Source organism: Pseudomonas sp. GP01-A4 (genome assembly GCF_058780865.1).
Genome location: NZ_JBYSWF010000028.1, coordinates 16,964 through 37,555, shown reverse-complemented (window position 1 = coordinate 37,555; position 20,592 = coordinate 16,964). Strand labels below are relative to the sequence as shown.

At 61.5% G+C, this 20,592-nt stretch carries 21 protein-coding genes; 14 read left to right on the top strand and 7 right to left on the bottom strand.

Annotation, left to right across the window (positions count from 1 at the left end):
- Positions 1-238: 238 nt before the first annotated feature.
- The 4 genes from AC3WKX_RS17355 (at position 239) to AC3WKX_RS17340 (ending at position 3,759) form a co-directional block, all read left to right on the top strand.
- Positions 239-1,036, top strand: coding sequence for a hydroxymethylpyrimidine/phosphomethylpyrimidine kinase (locus tag AC3WKX_RS17355; protein WP_003215474.1), 798 nt, complete (start codon positions 239-241; stop codon positions 1,034-1,036).
- 18 nt (positions 1,037-1,054) lie between these two features.
- Entirely contained in the window at positions 1,055-1,678 is a 624-nt protein-coding gene (thiE, locus tag AC3WKX_RS17350) for a thiamine phosphate synthase (protein WP_008436586.1), read from the top strand.
- A 17-nt stretch (positions 1,679-1,695) separates the two neighbouring features.
- Positions 1,696-2,979, top strand: a complete 1,284-nt coding sequence (gene hemL, locus AC3WKX_RS17345) for a glutamate-1-semialdehyde 2,1-aminomutase (protein WP_003215470.1) — start codon at positions 1,696-1,698, stop codon at positions 2,977-2,979.
- Positions 2,980-3,204: 225 nt separating this feature from the next.
- Entirely contained in the window at positions 3,205-3,759 is a 555-nt protein-coding gene (locus tag AC3WKX_RS17340) for a tetratricopeptide repeat protein (protein ID WP_008436585.1), read from the top strand.
- A gap of 129 nt (positions 3,760-3,888) precedes the next feature.
- Here AC3WKX_RS17340 and AC3WKX_RS17335 read toward each other — a convergent pair whose 3' ends face one another.
- The gene (locus AC3WKX_RS17335) at positions 3,889-4,215 is read right to left on the bottom strand and encodes a DUF1820 family protein (RefSeq protein ID WP_003215457.1); all 327 of its coding nucleotides are present in this window, start codon (positions 4,213-4,215) and stop codon (positions 3,889-3,891) included.
- A 132-nt stretch (positions 4,216-4,347) separates the two neighbouring features.
- Between AC3WKX_RS17335 and miaB the strand changes: the two genes are divergently transcribed.
- The 5 genes from miaB to lnt all read left to right on the top strand — a co-directional run bounded on the left by miaB (position 4,348) and on the right by lnt (position 9,758).
- Positions 4,348-5,673: a tRNA (N6-isopentenyl adenosine(37)-C2)-methylthiotransferase MiaB gene (gene miaB / locus AC3WKX_RS17330; RefSeq protein ID WP_008436584.1), complete on the top strand. Its 1,326-nt coding sequence runs from the start codon at positions 4,348-4,350 to the stop codon at positions 5,671-5,673.
- A 218-nt stretch (positions 5,674-5,891) separates the two neighbouring features.
- The gene (locus AC3WKX_RS17325) at positions 5,892-6,893 is read left to right on the top strand and encodes a PhoH family protein (RefSeq protein ID WP_003215453.1); all 1,002 of its coding nucleotides are present in this window, start codon (positions 5,892-5,894) and stop codon (positions 6,891-6,893) included.
- Complete coding sequence (ybeY, locus tag AC3WKX_RS17320; RefSeq protein ID WP_003215452.1) at positions 6,886-7,359, top strand: rRNA maturation RNase YbeY; 474 nt, start codon at positions 6,886-6,888, stop codon at positions 7,357-7,359. The genes AC3WKX_RS17325 and ybeY overlap by 8 nt, the downstream gene beginning before the upstream one ends.
- Positions 7,360-7,386: 27 nt before the next feature.
- Positions 7,387-8,226 (top strand): CorC family transporter, encoded by an 840-nt coding sequence (locus AC3WKX_RS17315; protein WP_003215451.1) that lies wholly within the window; start codon positions 7,387-7,389, stop codon positions 8,224-8,226.
- An 8-nt stretch (positions 8,227-8,234) separates the two neighbouring features.
- A complete protein-coding gene (gene lnt, locus AC3WKX_RS17310; RefSeq protein WP_003215450.1) occupies positions 8,235-9,758 on the top strand; it encodes an apolipoprotein N-acyltransferase in 1,524 nt (507 codons plus the stop codon).
- Between the two features lie 123 nt (positions 9,759-9,881).
- Here lnt and AC3WKX_RS17305 read toward each other — a convergent pair whose 3' ends face one another.
- Complete coding sequence (locus AC3WKX_RS17305; RefSeq protein WP_003215449.1) at positions 9,882-10,643, bottom strand: YdcF family protein; 762 nt, start codon at positions 10,641-10,643, stop codon at positions 9,882-9,884.
- 103 nt (positions 10,644-10,746) lie between these two features.
- Positions 10,747-11,064: a hypothetical protein gene (locus tag AC3WKX_RS17300; protein ID WP_008436575.1), complete on the bottom strand. Its 318-nt coding sequence runs from the start codon at positions 11,062-11,064 to the stop codon at positions 10,747-10,749.
- Positions 11,065-11,325: 261 nt separating this feature from the next.
- Between AC3WKX_RS17300 and leuS the strand changes: the two genes are divergently transcribed.
- The 5 genes from leuS (at position 11,326) to AC3WKX_RS17275 (ending at position 17,341) form a co-directional block, all read left to right on the top strand.
- Positions 11,326-13,932, top strand: coding sequence for a leucine--tRNA ligase (gene leuS / locus AC3WKX_RS17295; RefSeq protein WP_087694446.1), 2,607 nt, complete (start codon positions 11,326-11,328; stop codon positions 13,930-13,932).
- A gap of 90 nt (positions 13,933-14,022) precedes the next feature.
- Complete coding sequence (locus AC3WKX_RS17290; protein ID WP_008436571.1) at positions 14,023-14,628, top strand: LPS-assembly lipoprotein LptE; 606 nt, start codon at positions 14,023-14,025, stop codon at positions 14,626-14,628.
- A gap of 39 nt (positions 14,629-14,667) precedes the next feature.
- Entirely contained in the window at positions 14,668-15,705 is a 1,038-nt protein-coding gene (holA, locus tag AC3WKX_RS17285; protein ID WP_008436560.1) for a DNA polymerase III subunit delta, read from the top strand.
- Between the two features lie 84 nt (positions 15,706-15,789).
- The gene (gene arfA, locus AC3WKX_RS17280; protein ID WP_003176285.1) at positions 15,790-15,954 is read left to right on the top strand and encodes an alternative ribosome rescue factor ArfA; all 165 of its coding nucleotides are present in this window, start codon (positions 15,790-15,792) and stop codon (positions 15,952-15,954) included.
- Between the two features lie 61 nt (positions 15,955-16,015).
- On the top strand, positions 16,016-17,341 hold the full coding sequence (locus tag AC3WKX_RS17275; protein WP_003215443.1) for a lytic murein transglycosylase: 1,326 nt from the start codon (positions 16,016-16,018) through the stop codon (positions 17,339-17,341).
- Positions 17,342-17,474: 133 nt separating this feature from the next.
- Here AC3WKX_RS17275 and AC3WKX_RS17270 read toward each other — a convergent pair whose 3' ends face one another.
- The 4 genes from AC3WKX_RS17270 to AC3WKX_RS17255 all read right to left on the bottom strand — a co-directional run bounded on the left by AC3WKX_RS17270 (position 17,475) and on the right by AC3WKX_RS17255 (position 20,588).
- Positions 17,475-18,410 (bottom strand): S66 peptidase family protein, encoded by a 936-nt coding sequence (locus AC3WKX_RS17270; RefSeq protein WP_008436546.1) that lies wholly within the window; start codon positions 18,408-18,410, stop codon positions 17,475-17,477.
- A gap of 233 nt (positions 18,411-18,643) precedes the next feature.
- The gene (gene lipA, locus AC3WKX_RS17265; RefSeq protein ID WP_003215441.1) at positions 18,644-19,663 is read right to left on the bottom strand and encodes a lipoyl synthase; all 1,020 of its coding nucleotides are present in this window, start codon (positions 19,661-19,663) and stop codon (positions 18,644-18,646) included.
- 2 nt (positions 19,664-19,665) lie between these two features.
- Complete coding sequence (gene lipB, locus AC3WKX_RS17260) at positions 19,666-20,313, bottom strand: lipoyl(octanoyl) transferase LipB (protein WP_003215439.1); 648 nt, start codon at positions 20,311-20,313, stop codon at positions 19,666-19,668.
- Complete coding sequence (locus AC3WKX_RS17255) at positions 20,313-20,588, bottom strand: DUF493 domain-containing protein (RefSeq protein WP_003215438.1); 276 nt, start codon at positions 20,586-20,588, stop codon at positions 20,313-20,315. The genes lipB and AC3WKX_RS17255 overlap by 1 nt, the downstream gene beginning before the upstream one ends.
- Between the last annotated feature and the right edge of the window lie 4 nt (positions 20,589-20,592).

Here is a 20,592-nt window from a genome sequence, read left to right as displayed (position 1 = left end):
TTGAGCAGACGTAAACCGGCGATACAGTTATTGGTTTGAATCCACTCTAGCATAGCCATTACAGGCCAAAAGACACCATTGAAATAATTTTTTGAAAGGCTCTAGAGCGGGCATTACAGGGCATTTGACCTGTATTTCACGATGATAGCAAACAGCCACTTCCGCCGTCCCCTCCGCTAAAAATTCAACCATCGCCCGACAGCCACCCAAAAAGCGTTTGGTGGTAAGCTCGCGCACCATGAATATCTACAGCTCTCGCCCCGTTGTCCTCTGTCTCTCCGGCCATGATCCCAGTGGTGGCGCCGGCTTGCAGGCAGATATCGAAGCCCTGCTCGCCCAGGGCTGTCATGCGGCCCCGGCCGTCACCGCGCTGACTGTGCAGAACACCGTCAACGTCAGCGATTTCCGCGTGCTGGATCGCGAGTGGGTGCTGGCCCAGGCCAACGCCGTGCTCGGTGACTCCGAAGTGGCCGCGGTGAAACTGGGCATGCTCGGTTCCCTGGAGATGGTCGACACCGTGGTCGAACTGCTCAAGGCGCACCCGCATTTGCCGGTGGTCTGCGACCCGGTGCTGCGTGCCGGCGGCGGTGGCAGCCTGGGCAAGGACGAGGTCGGCTACGCCATGCGCGAGCGGCTGTTGCCGCTGTCGCTGATCGCCACCCCCAACCTGCCTGAAGCACGCATCCTCGCCGAATTGCCCGAGGGCACGGCGGACGAATGCGCAGCGAAACTGCTGCCGTTCATCAAGCACCTGCTGATCACCGGCGGCCATGGCGACGAGCACGAAGTGCACAACCGCCTCTACAGCCGCGACGGCACGCACCAGACCTTTACCTGCCAGCGCCTGCCCGGCAGCTACCACGGTTCGGGCTGCACCCTGGCCAGCGCGCTGGCCGGTCGGTTGGCACAAGGCGAAGGGTTGGTCAGCGCGGTGCAATCGGCCCTCAACTACACTTGGCGCACCCTGCGTGACGCTGAACAACTCGGCCAGGGGCAATTCGTGCCTCGTCGTCTGCCGTTGGATTTCTGCTCGTAACACCAAGAGGCCTGCCCGATGAAACTACGTGGCCTTTATGCCATTACCGACAGCCAACTGTTGGCCGGCAAGTTCCTGGCCTACGTCGAAGCGGCGTTGGACGGTGGCGTGACCCTGCTGCAATACCGCGATAAAAGCAGCGACGAAGCGCGCCGCCTGCGGGAAGCCGAAAAACTGCGGGAGCTGTGCTCGCGCTACAAGACCCAACTGATCATCAACGATGACGCCGAACTGGCCGCACGCCTCGGCGTCGGCGTGCACCTGGGCCAGACCGACGGCCCGCTGACCCCGGCCCGTGCGCTGCTCGGTTCCAAGGCGATCATCGGCTCCACCTGCCACAGCCAGATCGAACTGGCCGAGCAGGCTGCCCGCGAAGGTGCCAGTTATGTCGCCTTCGGCCGCTTCTTCAATTCCAACACCAAGCCCGGCGCGCCGGCAGCCACCGTTGAACTGCTGGCCCAGGCGCGCGCGCGGTTGCACCTGCCGATCTGCGTGATCGGCGGCATCACCCTGGAAAATGCCAAACCGCTGGTGGCCCACGGTGCCGACTTGCTGGCAGTGGTCCACGGCCTGTTTGGTGCCGACAGCCCCCAGGAAGTCACGCGCCGCGCCCGCGCTTTCAACGATCTTCTAAAATCTTGAATTCAGAGAACATGATCATGTCCCGTTCCGAAACCCTGTTTGCCAATGCCCAGAAACACATCCCCGGCGGTGTGAACTCTCCCGTGCGAGCGTTCAAGAGCGTTGGCGGCACCCCACTGTTCTTCAAGCATGCCGAAGGCGCCTACGTCACCGACGAAGATGACAAGCGCTACGTCGACTACGTGGGTTCGTGGGGCCCGATGATCCTCGGCCACAGCCATCCGGAAGTACTGGACGCGGTGCGCCAGCAGCTGCAACACGGCCTTTCCTATGGCGCACCGACCGCCATGGAAACCGAGATGGCTGACCTGGTGTGCTCCATCGTGCCCTCCATGGAGATGGTGCGGATGGTCAGCTCCGGCACCGAAGCCACCATGAGCGCGATTCGCCTGGCCCGTGGGTTTACCGGCCGCGACAGCATCATCAAGTTCGAAGGCTGCTACCACGGCCACTCCGACAGCCTGCTGGTCAAGGCCGGTTCCGGTGCGCTGACCCAAGGCGTACCGAGCTCCGCCGGGGTGCCGGCCGCGTTTGCCAAACATACCCTGACCCTGCCGTTCAACGACATCGCTGCCGTCGAGCAGATGCTCAGCGAAGTCGGCCAGGAAGTGGCGTGCATCATCGTCGAGCCGGTGGCCGGCAACATGAACTGCGTGCCGCCGGCGCCGGGCTTCCTGGAAGGCCTGCGGGAACAGTGCGACAAGCACGGCGTAGTGCTGATTTTTGATGAAGTGATGACCGGCTTCCGCGTTGCCCTCGGCGGCGCCCAGGCTTACTACGGCGTCACGCCGGACCTGAGCACCTTCGGCAAGATCATCGGCGGCGGCATGCCGGTGGGCTGCTTCGGCGGCAAGCGCGAAATCATGCAGCACATCGCGCCGCTGGGCCCGGTGTACCAGGCAGGCACCCTGTCGGGTAACCCGCTGGCCATGGCCGCCGGCCTGACCACCCTGCGCCTGATCAGCCGCCCGGGCTTCCATGCCGAGCTGACCGACTACACCACTCGCCTGCTGGACGGCCTGCAACAGCGCGCCGATGCCGCCGGCATTCCGTTCGTGACCACCCAGGCGGGCGGCATGTTCGGCCTGTACTTCAGCGGCGCCGACGACATCGTCACCTTCGACGACGTGATGGGCAGCGATGCCGACCTGTTCAAGCGCTTCTTCCACCTGATGCTGGAAGGGGGCGTGTACCTGGCACCGAGCGCCTTTGAGGCCGGCTTCACCTCGATCGCCCATGGCGACGCCGAGCTGAAACTGACCCTCGATGCTGCCGAACGCGCCTTCGCCGCCTTGAAATAAGCGGATCAAAAATCAGGCGCCGCCCCTGGCGGCGTCAGATTTGCTACTTTGCTTACAGACATTTCCGTCTTTTTTCGAGAATTCACCTGCAATCCGGCAGATAACTTGCCCACGCAGCAGAAAAACGAGTAAAGACTTTGTAAGCAGGTGCCTGCTTATTTCATAATGCGCGCTTATTGGATCCCCCCGTGGGTCCCGCGCCCCGTCAGAGGTAAGTCGATTCCCATGAAACGCACCGGCCGCACCCTGGTTCTGGGCTGCCTGTTGCTCCTTCAGCCGCTGCTGGCGTATGCCCAGGCAGGCGGCAACTCGTTGTTAATCCCAGCGATGGGTCGTTGCACCCTCAATACCCAGCCGGAAAGCCAGGCCGAGGCCCTGAGCGCGTGCCAGAAACAGGCCGATGGCGGGGATGCGCAGGCGCAATACGAGTTGGGCGAGTACTTCTACGACAGTAAAAACCCCGCACGCGACCTCAACAAAGCCTTGAGCTACTTCGAGAAAGCCTCGTTGCAGGGCCACGCGCAGGCGCAATTCCAGCTGGGCACCATGTTTTTCCACGGCGAAGGCGTACCGGCCAATAACGTCCAGGCGTACATCGTGCTGAAAATGGCAGCGGTGAACGGCGCCGAAGATGCACTGGACACGGCCGACGAAGTGGCCGAACACATGCAGCGCGACGAACTGGAAGTGGCTACCCAAGTGCTGGGACAGATTTTCCGCAACTACCTGCAGGAACTGCAGAGCGCAGATGGCAGCTCGCCGTTTTCCCCGCTGCCCTGAGTTTTGTAGCGCCTTTACTACCGCCTTCGCGAGCAAGCCCGCTCCCACATTCGACTGTATTCCAAAGGTGGAACTCGGTCGAATGTGAGAGCGGGCTTGCTCGCGAAGGGGTCGGCGCGGTGTTAAGCCTTACTTCTCAGGCATCGGCATCGGAAACGGCATGACATTGCTCATGCCCCGGGCCTCGCTGATTTTCGGCGTGCCCAGGCGCTCGACTTCGTCGATGCGCACGATCGAATGCATCGGCACAAAACTGCGCACCACGCCTTCGAACTGAGCCTTGAGTTTTTCCTCGCCCGGGTCGACGACCAGCTGTGTGCGCTCGCCAAAGACGAACTCTTCCACTTCCAGGAAGCCCCACAGATCACTTTGATAGATCTGCTTGGCGTACATTTCGAACACCTGGCCCTGGTTAAGGAAAATCACCTTGTAGATTGGAGCTTCACGTTTGGTCATGGTGGGCGGGTAACACATCGGGGGATTTAAAAGAGGGCGCGAACTATAGCATGGCGTCCGATGCACAGTGCTAGGAACCTATCGGCATGCCCCCTATAATACGCGGTTCTTTACCACCAGTTGACGATCCCCATGGCCAAGAAGCTTTACATCGAAACCCACGGTTGCCAGATGAACGAGTACGACAGCTCGCGCATGGTCGATCTGCTGGGTGAACATCAGGCCCTGGAAGTCACCGCTCGCGCTGAAGACGCCGATGTGATCCTGCTCAATACGTGCTCGATCCGCGAGCGGGCCCAGGACCGGGTCTACTCGCAGCTGGGCCGCTGGCGTGAACTGAAACTGGCCAACCCGGACATGGTGATCGCCGTCGGCGGTTGCGTGGCCAGCCAGGAAGGCGCCGCCATTCGTGACCGCGCACCGTACGTCGACGTGGTCTTCGGCCCGCAGACCCTGCACCGCCTGCCGGAAATGATCGACGCCGCGCGCATCACCAAGCTGCCGCAAGTCGACGTCTCGTTCCCGGAAATCGAAAAATTCGACCATTTGCCCGAGCCGCGCATCGACGGCCCAAGCGCTTATGTGTCGGTAATGGAAGGCTGCAGCAAGTACTGCACCTTCTGCGTGGTGCCATACACCCGCGGCGAAGAAGTCAGCCGCCCGTTCGACGACGTGCTGGCAGAGATCATTCACTTGGCCGAGAACGGCGTGCGTGAAGTGACCCTGCTGGGGCAGAACGTCAACGGCTACCGTGGCCAGACCCACGACGGGCGCCTGGCGGACCTCGCAGAGTTGATCCGCGTAGTGGCTGCCGTCGACGGGATCGAGCGGATTCGCTACACCACCTCGCACCCGCTGGAGTTCTCCGACAGCCTGATCCAGGCCCACGCCGAAGTGCCGGAGCTGGTCAAGCACCTGCACTTGCCGGTGCAATCGGGCTCGGACCGCATTCTCTCGGCCATGAAGCGCAACCACACCGCCCTGGAATACAAATCCAAATTGCGCAAATTGCGTGCGGCGGTGCCGGGGATCTGCATCAGCTCGGACTTTATCGTCGGCTTCCCGGGCGAAACCGAGAAAGATTTCCAGCAGACCATGAAGCTGATTGAAGACGTCGGGTTCGACTTCTCCTACTCGTTCGTCTACAGCCAGCGCCCGGGCACCCCGGCGGCGGATCTGGCGGACGAGACTCCGGAAGCGTTGAAGAAGGAGCGTTTGAACGCCCTGCAGCATCGCCTCAATCAACAAGGCTTCGAGATCAGCCGACAGATGGTGGGCTCGACCCAGCGCATCCTGGTGACCGACTACTCGAAAAAAGACCCTGGCGAATTGCAGGGCCGGACCGAGAACAACCGGATCGTCAACTTCCGCTGCGATAATCCGACGCTGATCGGGCAGTTCGCCGACGTGCACATCGACGCGGCACAACCGCACTCGCTGCGCGGTTCGCTGGTGTAACAATAATTCGGCCACCGGGAACCAATGTGGGAGCGGGCTTGCTCGCGAAGGCGGTGTATCAGGCAACGAACAGGCTGACTGCCCCATCGCATTCGCGAGCAAGCCCGCTCCCACATTAGAACGGTACCAGCTTCGGGCTATATAAGTGCTTTCGCACGCAGCCTGCTGGCGTTATCCTTGATTTCATCTTAATTGCCCCAGGGCGGCTAAAAACGACCTTGAACGCACCCATAGAACCACATCGTTTTCTCCTCGAGCCCTTTGAGGCTCGCCGTTTCGCCAATCTGTGCGGACAGTTCGACGAGCACCTGCGCCTGATCGAACAACGCCTGAGCATCGAGATCCGCAACCGCGGCAATCAATTCGAGCTGATTGGTGAACCCCAGCACACCACCTCGGCAGAAAACCTTCTGCGCCGCCTCTACCGGGAAACCAAAGGTAGCGAGCTGTCGCCGGAAACGGTGCACCTGTACCTGCAGGAATCCGCCGTGGAGGACCTGGCCAACAACCCGGTAGCCGAAGCCAGCGTCGCGTTGCGCACCAAGAAAGGCATGATTCGCCCTCGCGGCTTGAACCAGCAGCGCTACGTCAAAGAGATCCTGGGCAACGACATCAACTTCGGCATCGGCCCTGCCGGTACCGGCAAGACCTACCTGGCCGTGGCCTGCGCGGTCGACGCCCTGGAGCGCGAGCAGGTGCGACGCATCCTGCTGGTGCGCCCGGCGGTGGAAGCCGGCGAGAAGCTGGGCTTTTTGCCCGGCGACCTGGCCCAGAAGATCGACCCGTACCTGCGCCCGCTCTACGACGCGCTCTACGAGATGCTCGGCTTCGAATACGTGGCCAAGCTGATCGAGCGCCAGGTGATCGAGATCGCCCCGCTGGCCTACATGCGTGGCCGTACGCTGAACAACAGCTTCATCATTCTCGACGAAAGCCAGAACACCACCGTTGAGCAGATGAAGATGTTCCTGACCCGGATCGGTTTCGGCTCCACCGCCGTGATCACCGGCGACGTCACCCAGGTCGACCTGCCCAAAGGCACCAAGTCGGGCCTGGCCCAGGTGATCGACGTACTCAAGGACGTGCCGGGGATCAGCTTCACGCACTTCATGCCCAAAGACGTGGTACGTCACCCGTTGGTGCAGCGCATTGTCGAAGCCTACGAGCGCTTCGAACACCGCGACGACCAACCGGCCAAGGACACTCGCCGCGATGCTTGAGCTTGACCTGCAGCTGGCCACCGAAGCGCCCGCCCCCAGCGAAGAACAGTTCCGCCAGTGGTGCACCCTGGCCCTGCGCCAGCGCACCGCCGACTCGGAGCTGACCATTCGCCTGGTGGACGAGCCCGAAGGCCGTGAACTGAATCACACCTGGCGACAAAAAGACTACGCGACCAACGTGCTGTCGTTTCCCGCCGACGTACCCGATGAGCTGCTGGATATCCCGTTGCTGGGCGACCTGGTGATCTGCGTCGAAGTGGTCGAGCGTGAAGCAAAGGAACAGGGCAAGGAACTTGAGGCCCATTGGGCCCATCTAGTCATCCACGGCTGCTTGCATCTCTTGGGTTACGACCATATAGACGATGACGAAGCCGAAGAAATGGAAGCACTGGAACGAACGTTGCTTGCAGAACTGGGTCATCGTGACCCGTATGCAGACGACGAAATTGCAACTACACCTAACTGAAACAATAAAGGATTTAGAGTAATCGCTATGAGCGAAGACCGATCGAGCAACGGGCAAAAGTCATGGCTGGGGAAACTCACCCAGGCCTTTGCCCACGAGCCGAAAAACCGCCAGGAGCTGCTGGAGCTGCTGCGCGAGGCGCATCAGAACAAGTTGCTGGACAGCGAAGCGCTGGCCATCGTCGAAGGCGCTATCCAGGTCGCTGACTTGCAAGTGCGGGACATCATGGTTCCGCGCTCACAGATGGTCAGCATCAAGGCGACCCAGACCCCACGGGAATTCCTCCCGGCCGTCATCGATTCGGCGCACTCGCGCTACCCGGTGATCGGCGAAAGCCATGACGACGTCATGGGCGTCCTGCTGGCCAAGGACCTGCTGCCGCTGATCCTCAAGGAGAACGGCGACAGCTTCAACATCAAGGACCTGCTGCGTCCTGCCACTTTCGTCCCCGAATCCAAGCGCCTGAATGTGCTGCTGCGCGAATTTCGTGCGAACCACAATCACATGGCCATCGTGATTGACGAATACGGCGGTGTGGCCGGCCTCGTGACCATCGAAGACGTGCTGGAACAGATCGTCGGTGACATCGAAGACGAACACGATGTGGAAGAAGACAGCTACATCAAGCCGCTGCCCAGCGGTGACTTCCTGGTCAAGGCCCTGACGCCGATCGAGAACTTCAACGAGTTCTTCGACAGCGAATTCTCCGACGATGAGTTCGACACGGTTGGCGGCCTGGTGATGAGTGCGTTCGGGCACCTGCCCAAGCGTAACGAGACCACCGAGATCGGTGCCTATCGCTTCCGCATCCTGAATGCCGACAGCCGCCGTATTCACTTGATCCGTTTGACACCTATTGCCCGCTAAGGACTGACATGCGCCGTATGATTGCACCCGGCTGGCCCGGTAACTTGCTGGCCGTGGTGGCCGGCGCCATCACCACCCTGGCGCTGGCGCCGTTCGACCTCTGGCCGTTTGCGCTGGTGGCGGCCGGGTTCTTTTATGCGGGATTGCGTGAACTGACACCGCGCCAGGCCTTGTGGCGCGGCTGGTGTTTCGGTTTCGGCCTGTTTGGCGCCGGTACCAGCTGGATCTACTACAGCATTCACCACTTCGGCGGCGCTTCGGTGTTGCTGGCGGGCATGCTGATGCTGGCGTTTACGGCGGCCATTGCCTGGTTCTTTGCCCTGCCCGCCTGGCTGTGGGCGCGCTGGCTGCGCCGCAACGAAGCGCCACTGGCCGATGCACTGGCCTTCGCGGCCTTGTGGGTTGGCCAGGAAGCGTTTCGCGGCTGGTTCCTCACCGGTTTTCCCTGGCTCTATTCCGGTTACAGCCAGCTCGACGGTCCTCTCACCGGCCTCGCGCCGCTGGGCGGGATGTGGCTGATATCCTTTGCCCTGGCGCTGACCGCCGCACTGATCTGCAACCTGCCGCGTCTGCTGGCGGCTAAGCGCAACCTGTTCATCGGTGCCGGCTTGCTGTTGTTGGTGGCGCCATGGGCCATCGGCCTGGCACTCAAGCATCATGCATGGACCACCCCCGCCGGCGCGCCGCTGACCGTGGCAGCCGTCCAGGGCAACGTCGAACAAAGCATGAAGTGGGACCCGGAGCAGCTCAATGCGCAGCTCGCGCTGTACCGCGACATGAGCTTCAGCTCCAAGCCTGTCGACCTGCTGGTATGGCCGGAAACCGCCGTGCCGGTGCTCAAGGAATCCGTGGAGGGTTACCTGGGCATGATGGGCAAGTTCGCCGCTGACCGGCACACTGCGCTGATCACCGGTGTACCGATCCGCCAGGAAGTGCATCACCACAAGCGCTTCTTCAACGGCATCACGGTGGTGGGCGAAGGCGACGGCACCTACCTGAAGCAGAAGCTGGTGCCGTTTGGCGAGTACGTGCCGCTGCAGGACATGTTGCGCGGCTTGATCGCGTTCTTTGACCTGCCGATGTCGGACTTCGCCCGCGGGCCGTCCGACCAGGCTTTGCTGCAAGCCAAGGGCTATCAGATTGCGCCGTTCATTTGCTATGAAGTGGTGTACCCGGAGTTCGCCGCCGGCCTGTCGGCCCGCAGCGATTTGTTGCTGACCATCAGCAACGACACCTGGTTCGGCCGCTCCATCGGCCCGCTGCAACATTTGCAGATGGCCCAGATGCGCGCCCTGGAAGCCGGTCGCTGGATGATTCGCGCCACCAACAACGGCGTCACTGGCCTGATCAACCCGTACGGGCAGATCACCGTGCAGATCCCGCAGTTTGAACGCGGGATTCTCTACGGCGAGGTCGTGCCGATGCACAACCTCACGCCTTACCTGGAATGGCGTTCCTGGCCGTTGATCATCCTGTGCCTTGGCCTGTTTGGCTGGGCGCTGTTGGCGGGCCGGATGTCCAAAACGGTTTAAAAGAAATACTCGGACGACAATGTGGGAGCGGGCTTGCTCGCGAATGCGATCTGTCAGTTAAAGCACCAGTGACTGACACACTGTATTCGCGAGCAAGCCCGCTCCCACATTTGACCTGCGGTATTACCTGTAAAACATCCGGTAACCCACCTGCCCCACAGCTTCATTCAGCAACTGCCCGCTCTGCCATACCGACTTGAACTCCGGCATCCAGCCCCCCAATGGCCGGGCATTGTCCAAACCAAGAAACCCCACTGGCGCCGGAACAACCGTGAACCCGGCCTTTTCGAAGCTCCAGCGCGAGCGCGGCATATGCCAGGCCTGAGTCACGACCACCACACGCTTGACTCCCTGCGGCAGCAGAATCTCGGCACTCATCTGCGCGTTTTCCCACGTGGTACGGCTACGCTCTTCCTTCCAGCGCACGCTCACGCCAAAGTCATCCTGCATCGATACCGCCATCAACTCCGCCTCGCTGGGCGGTGTGCCGTAGTGCAAGCCGCCGGTGGTCAGCACCGGCAAGCCCGAAGCCTTGGCCAGGCGGGCTGCATAGCGCTGGCGCTCAAGACCGATACCCGTCGGCTGATCGGAGCCCCACGCCGGATCCCCGCGCTCACGCCCCGAGCCCAACACCACGATGGCATCAGCCCGCTGCGCCAGGGTCGCCCATTCATCACGGGCCAGAGGCGGCTCGGTCTCCAGGGCCTTTGCGCCCCATTGAACCGCCACCGGCAGGCTCATCAGCAACATCCCGCCAAACCCCAGGGCAAAGCACACGGCCGCCAGCCGCGGTCGGCTGCGACGAAACCACCAGGCAAGGGCCAGCAACAGCAACAGGATGCCGGGCGGCAACAACAATTGTTTAATGAAATAGCGAATAGGCATCGGGCATCTCCAAAGATGCCCGAAGCCTAAGGTGTAACGGGGTTAAGCGACAATCTTTACAGGAACAGACGCTGAGAAGGCTACAGATCACTAACGCGGTACTTCACTTGAAACGCACGGACCGGAGTTTTTCCGGGCTGCGACCGGCCGAAAAATCCTTGAGCCATACCACCTTGGCCGATCGCGAAAACTCCTGGGCTGGCGGGGAGGCCATGCCATGGGACGCGCGATGCTCATTCAACTCCAGATACACCCTGATCACGTCCAGCTCTGCCTGGCTCAAGCCACGCAGTTCCAACTCCAGAGGCCGTTCATCACACAATCGGCCTGCGGTTTTTGCTGCATCCAGTGCTCGACCCAAACGGTCGATCAGTCCTTCGTACACCTGCGGTTTCGTTAAAGTTCGCTGCGAATCAACCATCCCTCACCTCATTGAAGATAAGACTCACTCCCCACTAAACAGCGTAGTCCTGCTTGCCCTGCCTGCCTGGCGCCGCGACCAACGGCCTCGGCGGCGCAATCAGGGTTTCCCTCGATAGAGTGGGGTCATGTATGCTACGGCGCTTCCTGTAACTCCACTTCCCGCAGGGTTTGGGCACGGACGCGCCGCTTTTTGGTGTCGATCAACCTGAACGTTGCACCGAAGAGGATTAGGCCACCCCTATTCAGTTCAAAAGTAGCCATGCACGAACAATATCAGCCCCGTGAAATAGAAAATGCCGCCCAGTCGTTCTGGGATGAGCAAAAGTCCTTTGAAGTCAGTGAACAGCCAGGCAAGGAGACTTTCTATTGCCTATCGATGTTCCCTTACCCCAGCGGCAAGCTACACATGGGGCATGTGCGCAACTACACCATCGGCGACGTCATCTCCCGCTACCAGCGCATGCTGGGCAAGAACGTCCTGCAACCCATGGGTTGGGACGCCTTCGGCATGCCGGCGGAAAACGCCGCGATGAAGAACAACGTAGCGCCCGCCAAGTGGACCTACGAAAACATCGCCTACATGAAGACCCAGCTGCGCAGCCTGGGCCTGGCGGTGGACTGGTCCCGCGAGGTGACCACCTGCAAGCCTGATTACTACCGCTGGGAACAATGGCTGTTCACTCGCCTGTTCGAAAAAGGCGTGATCTACAAGAAGAGCGGCACCGTGAACTGGGACCCGGTGGACCAGACCGTACTGGCCAACGAACAAGTGATCGACGGCCGCGGCTGGCGTTCCGGCGCGCTGATCGAAAAGCGCGAAATCCCGATGTACTACTTCAAGATCACCGCCTACGCGGATGAACTCCTGTCGAGCCTCGACGATTTGCCGGGCTGGCCCGAGCAGGTCAAGACCATGCAACGCAACTGGATCGGCAAGTCCCGTGGCATGGAAGTGCAGTTCCCCTACAACGTCGACTCCATCGGCGCAGAAGGTGTACTGAAAGTCTTCACCACCCGTCCGGACACCCTGATGGGCGCGACCTACGTCGCCGTGGCCGCCGAACACCCGCTGGCCACCCAGGCTGCACAGAACAACCCTGAGCTGCAGGCGTTCATCGCCGAATGCAAGGGCGGCAGCGTCGCCGAAGCCGACGTCGCCACCCAGGAGAAAAAAGGCCTGCCGACCTCGTTGTTCGTCGAGCACCCATTGACCGGCGAGAAGCTGCCGGTGTGGGTCGCCAACTACGTGCTGATGCACTACGGTGATGGCGCAGTAATGGCTGTGCCGGCCCACGACGAGCGCGATTTCGAATTCGCCGTCAAATACAACCTGCCGATCAAGTCCGTGGTGCGCACCAGTTCGGGCGACACCAACCCGGCTCCGTGGCAGGACGCGTACAACGAACACGGCACACTGATCAATTCCGGCGAGTTCGACGGCCTGGATTTCGAAGGCGCCTTCGACGCCATCGAAGTCGCGCTGATCAAGAAAAACCTCGGTGCCTCGCGCACCCAGTTCCGCCTGCGTGACTGGGGCATCAGCCGTCAGCGCTACTGGGGCTGCCCGATCCCGATCATCCACTGCGAAACCTGCGGTGACGTGCCGGTACCGGAAGACCAACTGCCGGTCGTATTGCCCGAAGACGTGGTGCCGGACGGTGCTGGCTCGCCATTGGCGCGCATGCCCGAATTCTACGAGTGCACCTGCCCGAACTGCGGTGCCCCGGCCAAACGCGAAACCGACACCATGGACACCTTCGTGGAGTCTTCGTGGTACTACGCCCGCTACGCCTCGCCGCACTATGAAGGCGGCCTGGTGGAAAAATCCGCGGCCGACCATTGGCTGCCGGTAGACCAGTACATCGGCGGTATCGAACACGCCATCCTTCACCTGCTGTACGCGCGCTTCTTCCACAAGCTGATGCGTGACGAAGGCCTGGTGAGTTCCGACGAGCCGTTCAAGAACCTGCTGACCCAGGGCATGGTGATTGCCGAGACTTATTACCGCCGCGAAGCCAATGGCGCCTACACCTGGTTCAACCCGGCAGATGTCGAGCTGGAGCGTGACAGCAAGGCCAAGGTGATCAGCGCCAAGCTGAAATCCGACGGCCTGCCGGTGGAAATCGGCGGCACCGAGAAGATGGCCAAGTCGAAAAACAACGGCGTCGACCCACAGTCGATGATCGACCAGTTCGGCGCGGACACCTGCCGCCTGTTCATGATGTTCGCCTCGCCGCCTGACATGAGCGCGGAATGGTCGGACTCCGGCGTCGAAGGTTCGCATCGCTTCCTCAAGCGCGTCTGGCGCCTGGCGCACGCCCATGTCAGCCAAGGCTTGCCGGGCAAGCTGGACGTGGCGGCCCTGAGCGATGAGCAAAAAGTCATTCGCCGCAGCACCCACCTGGCCATCAAGCACGCCAGCCAGGACGTGGGCCAGCACCACAAATTCAACACCGCCATCGCCCAGGTGATGACGCTGATGAACGTGCTGGAGAAAGCGCCGCAGGCCACCGAACAGGACCGCGCACTGGTACAGGAAGGCCTGGAAACGGTCACCCTGCTGCTGGCGCCGATCACGCCACACATCAGCCACGAACTGTGGAACCAGTTGGGCCACAGCGGTGCCGTCATCGATGCCGGCTGGCCGGTACAGGATGACAGCGCCCTGGTACAGGACACGCTGCAACTGGTAATTCAGGTCAACGGCAAGCTGCGTGGCCAGATCGACATGCCGGCCAGCGCCAGCCGTGAAGACGTCGAAGCCGCCGCCCGTATCAATGAGAACGTGCTGCGCTTCACCGAAGGCCTGACGATCCGCAAAGTGATCGTGGTGCCCGGCAAACTGGTCAATATCGTCGCTAGCTAATCGGATCGGGCGCCGAGGGAATAACCCTGGCGCCGAACAAAACCTCCAGGGCCTCGATAAGGCCCACATGGTTTCAAGGGGAGCATCAAAATGATCAAACGCAATCTGCTGGTTATGGGCCTTGCCGTGCTGCTGAGCGCTTGCGGCTTCCAGCTGCGCGGCACCGGCACCACCGAACTGGCGATCAAGGAACTGGACGTCACCGCCCGCAACTCCTACGGCGAGACAGTGCAACAGCTGCGCCAGGTCCTGGAAAACAGTGGCGTCAAAGTCTATTCAGGCGCGGCTTACAAACTGAACCTGGTGGATGAAAAAGAAGAGCAGCGCAGCCTCAGCTACGCCAGCGCCGGGCGTGCTTCGGACATTGAGCTGAGCACCACGCTCTTCTTCGAAATCCAGGGCCATGACCACCTGCCGCTGATGGGCGACAAGATCCAGATACAGAAAGTCGTGAGCCACGACGGCAACAACCTGGTGGGTTCGGACTCCGAAACCATCCAGGTGCGCAAGGAAATGCGTCGTGAACTGGTGCAGCGCATGGTCCTGCGCCTGCAACTGATCACGCCGGAGCAACTGGATAAGCTGCAGCAAACCGCGGATGCCAAGGCCAAGGCAGATGCCGATGCGCTGAAAGCGGCGCAAGAGTATGAAGACAGCCAACCTAAACAGTCGCCTGTCGAAGTTCCTGTCGAGTAAGCCAGACGGGGCGCCCCAGGCGCCCCGTTCACCCTGCCTATGAAACTCGCCCCCGCCCAACTCGCCAAGCACCTGCAAGGCAGCCTTGCGCCCGTCTACATCGTCAGCGGTGATGACCCGCTGCTGTGCCAGGAGGCTGCGGACGCAATTCGCACCGCCGCCCGCCAACAGGGCTTCGATGAACGCCAGGTATTCAGCGCCGACGCCAGTTTCGACTGGGGTACGCTGCTGCAAGCCGGGGCGAGCATGTCGCTGTTCGCCGAAAAACGCCTGCTGGAACTGCGCCTGCCTTCGGGCAAGCCCGGCGACAAAGGCGCGGCGGCGTTGATGGAATACTGCGCACGCCCTGCCGAAGACACGCTGCTGCTGATCAGCCTGCCCAAGCTCGATGGCAGTGCGCAGAAAACCAAGTGGGGCAAGGCGCTGGTGGAAGGTGGCCAGACTCAGTTCATACAGATCTGGCCGGTGGACAGCAGCCAACTGCCGCAGTGGATTCGTCAGCGCCTGTCGCAATCCGGGCTGAGTGCCAGCCAGGATGCGGTGGAGCTGATCGCGGCGCGGGTGGAAGGCAACCTGTTGGCCGCCGCCCAGGAAATCGAAAAGCTCAAGCTGATGGCCGAGGGTGGCCAGATCACCGTCGAAACCGTACAAGGCGCCGTGGCGGACAGCGCGCGCTTTGACGTATTTGGCCTGGTGGATGCGATCCTCAACGGCGAACCCGCCCACGCCCTGCGCATGCTCGAAGGGCTGCGCGGCGAAGGCGTCGAGCCGCCGGTGATTCTCTGGGCCCTGGCGCGAGAATTACGGCTGCTGGCCAATATTGCCCTGCAGTACAGCCAGGGCATCCCACTGGACAAGGCCTTCAGCCAGGCGCGGCCACCGGTATGGGACAAGCGCAAACCACTGATCAGCAAAGCCCTGCAACGGCACTCGGCGCAACGCTGGGCGCAATTGCTGCTGGAGGCCCAGCGCATTGACGCGCAGATCAAGGGCCAGGCGGCTGGATCGCCGTGGATGAGCCTGAGTCGTTTGTCACTTTTGATGTCAGGACAGCGCTTGGCGCTGCCTGCTGAATAGTCCTACGTATCGCTGGGCTGGACAGAATCCAAACTTCGGCAGATGATTCGCACCGCATCATCAACCTGCCAGAGAGTACCCATCATGAGCAAAAAGCCATCCAAGCATGGCCCCAACAAGGCCAAATCCATCATCGCCCAGCCGTTGTTCCGCAGTCGCCAGGAACGAGCCGGCAAAGGCAAAGGCAGCTACCGCCGCGAAGCCTTCCAGTCTAATAGCTGGGAGGCTTCTTACTTTCTGGCTGCCTGAAGGCAAGCGCCCCTCCGGCATGATAAGGTCTGTACCTGATTCGTATTCCCTGGACCTGTGCATGCCCTCTAGTCTTTCCCGTCGTTGGCACCTTCGCCAACTGATCGCTGCCTCCAGCCTCATTCTGTTAGTCGCCTGCGCGGAAAAACCCACCGCTGCCGATGCCCAACCCCTGCCCCCGCTCCAGACTGCACCGGTAGCTGCGCCTGCCGTCGTTGCGCCACTGGTGGCAGACAATCTTGATATCCAGCCGACCCAGACCTTTGCCGAATGGCAGGCGGGGTTTCGCGTGGAAGCCTTGAAGGCCGGTATCACGCCGCAGGTTTTCGACACGGCCTTTGCCAATGTCGTACCCGACATGGCGGTGATCCGCGCCGACCGCAGCCAGCCGGAGTTCTCCCGGCCGGTATGGGAATACCTCGATGGCGCGCTGTCGCCGCTGCGGGTGCGCAATGGCCAGTCGCTGCTGGTGAAGTATGCCGACATTCTGCAACGCATTGAGGACCGTTACGGCGTCGACCGCCAGGCGCTGGTCTCGGTGTGGGGCATGGAGAGTAACTTCGGCCAATTCCAAGGCAACAACTCGGTGATCCGCTCACTGGCGACCCTGGCCTATGAAGGCCGTCGCCCGGCCTTCGCCCAGGCGCAGCTGCTGGCGGCGCTGCAAATCATCCAGCATGGCGATATCGCCGCCGACCAGATGAAAGGCTCCTGGGCCGGGGCCATGGGCCAGACCCAGTTCATCCCGACCACCTATAACACCCACGCCGTGGACTTCGACGGTGACGGCCGCCGCGATATCTGGAACAGCCCGGCCGACGCCCTCGCCTCCACCGCGCACTACCTGCAAAGCTCCGGCTGGCAGAAAGGCCAGCCCTGGGGCTTCGAGGTGCAGCAACTGCCGTTGAATTTTGATTACGCCCTGGCCGATGGCAGCGTACGCAAGACCGTTGGCGAGTGGCTGAAACTGGGAATCCAGGTGCCGCCGGGCGCCAGTGTCCCGGCCAACGTCGACCAGCTTTCCGCCGCCCTGTTGCTGCCGGCCGGCTATCGTGGCCCGGCGTTCCTGGTGCTGGATAACTTCCGCGCGATCCTCAAGTACAACAACTCGTCGTCCTACGCGTTGGCAGTTGGCTTGTTGTCGGAACGCTTCGGGGGCGGTGGCTTGATTCGTGGGAGCTGGCCGAAAGATGAACTGCCGTTGACTCGCTCGCAGCGAATTGACTTGCAGACGGTGCTCAGTGCCAATGGTTACGACGCGGGCAACCCGGACGGGATCATCGGTGCGAATACCCGCAAGGCGATTCGTGCCGCGCAGCAGTCCCTGGGCTGGCCGGCGGATGGGTATCCGACGGTGAAGTTGCTGGAGTCGCTGCAAAGCCGATAGATCGGCGTATGGCTGCTACCGCATTCGCGAGCAAGCCCGCTCCCACATTTTGACCGTGCACTTCCTGAAGGAACGCGATCGAAATGTGGGAGCGGGCTTGCTCGCGAAGAGGCCTTTATCGGCGCTACAAAGTTCAGGCCTTAAACACCACATCCTGTTCCAACACCAACCGCTTCTCCCCCGCATCCAGCCGCACCCTGGCGCCCAACGGCAAGGTCAGGTTCGGGTTGCAGTGCCCGCTGCGCCAGCCGGACAGCACAGGAATGCACAACGGCTCGAAGGTCTGCTTCAGCAAGCGCTCAAGCGCAAGGCTATCAACCCCAGCCACATCCCCCACCACCACGCCCGCCACCTGGGCCAGCTTGCCCGCCAGGCGCAAATGGGTGAGCAACCGGTCAATGCGGTACAACGGCTCGTTCACATCTTCGATAAACAGAATGATGCCCTCGGCATCAATCTCGTAAGCCGTGCCCATCACTGCTGCGATCATCGATAGATTGCCGCCCAGCAGCCGCCCACAGGCGATGCCTGGCTCGACGGTGGTCAGCGGGTAGGCCACAGGGTGAGCCAGCTGGCTACCGGCTTTCACTTGCCCACGCAGCATGCTGAACAGCGACGACTCGGTAGGCTGTTGCTTTTCACCTAACAGGTCAGCGTTGAACATCGGACCATGGAAGGTGACGAAACCGGCATACCGGTTGATCGCCAGGTGCAGGGCGGTGATATCGCTGTAGCCTACGAATGGCTTGGGGTTGGCCCGCAGCAGGTCAAAGTCCAGGCGGTCCAGCAGGCGTGGCGTGCCGTAGCCGCCGCGCAGGCAGAAAATCGCGTCGATGGTCGAGTCGGCGAACGCCGCGTGCAGGTCATCAAGGCGTACCTCATCACTGCCGGCCAGATAGCCATCCCGCTGGCTCACGCCCGGAAAGATCCGCAGTGTGTAGCCCCGGGCGCGCATCCATTGCGTGGCCGTGTCGATATCCAGCTCGGCCGGCCCGGCAGGGGCAATCAGCCCGATCACGCCTTCGGCGCGCAGCGCAGGTACCGCACAAGTGGTCAATTGAGTCGTCATCCATGGTTCTCCTCGTGTGGATTGCCCAAGGCACTCTAAACAGCAATGGTTGCAAACAGAAGAGGAAGAGTCAGTAGCAAATGTGGGAGCGGGCCTGGGTGGGAGCGGGCTTGCTCGCGAAGACGGTCAGTCAGTCACCGGACAGGTCAACTGATCCAACGCATTCGCGAACAAGCCCGCTCCCACTCAAGCCGGCTCCCACATGGGTCCTGCAGTGTCCGGCGTTCCGCGTATCAGGACACCAGGCTGGCCTTGACCAGTTTCGCCTGCTCGTCGGCGTGGTACGAGGAACGTACCAGCGGGCCGGAAGCGACGTTCTTGAAGCCCATCTTGTAGCCTTCTTCGGCAAACCAGGCGAACACATCCGGGTGCACGAAGCGCTGTACCGGCAAGTGGCTGCGGGACGGCTGCAGGTACTGGCCAAGGGTCAGCATGTCGATGTCGTGTTCGCGCATGCGCTTCATGACTTCGATGACTTCTTCGTCGGTTTCGCCCAGGCCCAGCATCAGGCCGGATTTGGTCGGAATGTGCGGCATCATCTGCTTGAATTTCTGCAGCAGGGTCAGCGACCACTGGTAGTCCGAACCCGGGCGCGCAGCCTTGTACAGGCGCGGTACGGTTTCCAGGTTGTGGTTGAACACATCCGGCGGCTCGGCGGCAGTGATTTCCAGCGCCACGTCCATACGCCCACGGTAGTCCGGCACCAGGGTCTCGAGCATCACGTTCGGCGACAGCTTGCGGATCTCGCGGATACAGTCGGCAAAGTGCTGGGCACCGCCGTCACGCAGGTCGTCGCGGTCTACCGAGGTAATCACGACATACTTGAGTTTCAGGTCGGCGATGGCGATGGCCAGGCTTTCCGGCTCGTTGACGTCCAGTGGCTTCGGCCGGCCGTGGCCAACGTCGCAGAACGGGCAACGACGGGTGCAGATGTCACCCATGATCATGAAGGTCGCGGTGCCACCGGAGAAGCACTCGCCCAGGTTCGGGCAGGACGCCTCTTCGCACACGCTGTGCAGCTTGTGTTTGCGCAGCAGGGCCTTGATGCGGTCGACTTCCGGCGAAACCGGGATACGCACGCGAATCCAGTCAGGCTTTTTCGGCAGTTCGGTGGTCGGAATGATCTTCACCGGGATGCGTGCAACCTTCTCGGCGCCGCGCAGCTTGACGCCGGCTTCTACCTTGGCACGCGGGGCCGGACGCTCGGTAACATCCAGCGTCGGGATCATGGTTTGCACTGCATCAGTAGTCATAATCAGTCGATTCCGCCCGTTAGGGTCGTCTGCTCAGCATAGTCGAGGTGTTTGACGAGCTGCGCGCGCAGCCGGGCACTTACCTCGGCAAATTCTAGTGGTGTTGCGTGATCGCTCAACTGGGTCATCGCCAAACCGGCGTAGCCGCAGGGATTGATCCGTCGAAACGGCGCCAGGTCCATGTCCACATTCAAGGCCAGGCCATGAAAGGAACAACCGTGGCGAATCCGCAAGCCCAGGGAGGCGATTTTCGCGCCATCAACATAAACCCCCGGTGCATCCGGCTTGGCCGCGGCGGTCACACCGTAGCTGGCCAGCAGCTCGATCAGGCATGACTCCATGCGACTGACCAGCTCACGTACGCCAAAACCCAGCCTGCGCACGTCCAGCAACAGATAAGCCACCAATTGACCTGGGCCATGGTAAGTCACCTGCCCGCCGCGGTCGACCTGCACCACGGGGATTTCTCCCGGCAGCAGCAAATGCTCGGCCTTGCCGGCCTGGCCCTGGGTGAAAACCGGCGGGTGCTCCACCAGCCAGATTTCATCCGGGGCTTCAGTGCCGCGCTCGTTGGTGAACCGCTGCATGGCGTGCCACACCGGTTCGTAAGCCATTTGGCCGAGCTCGCGAAAGCCCAGGGTCTGTGACATCACAACACCATGTGCACGAAGCCGGTAGCCCGCAGTTCGCTGTTGATGTTGTAGAGCTGGTCCTGATCAGTCGCCACGATGTGCAACTGAATAGTGGTGTACTTGCCGTTGGTGCTTTGACGCTCATCCACACGGTCATGGTTGATCGTTGCGTGTTTCTTGACGATCTCGATGATCTTATCCTTGTTGCCCACGCCCGTATCGCTGATCACCTTGACGGGATAGTCCACGTTTGGGAATTCGATCTTTGGCGCCTTTACTTCGGTATCGGTCATGGCG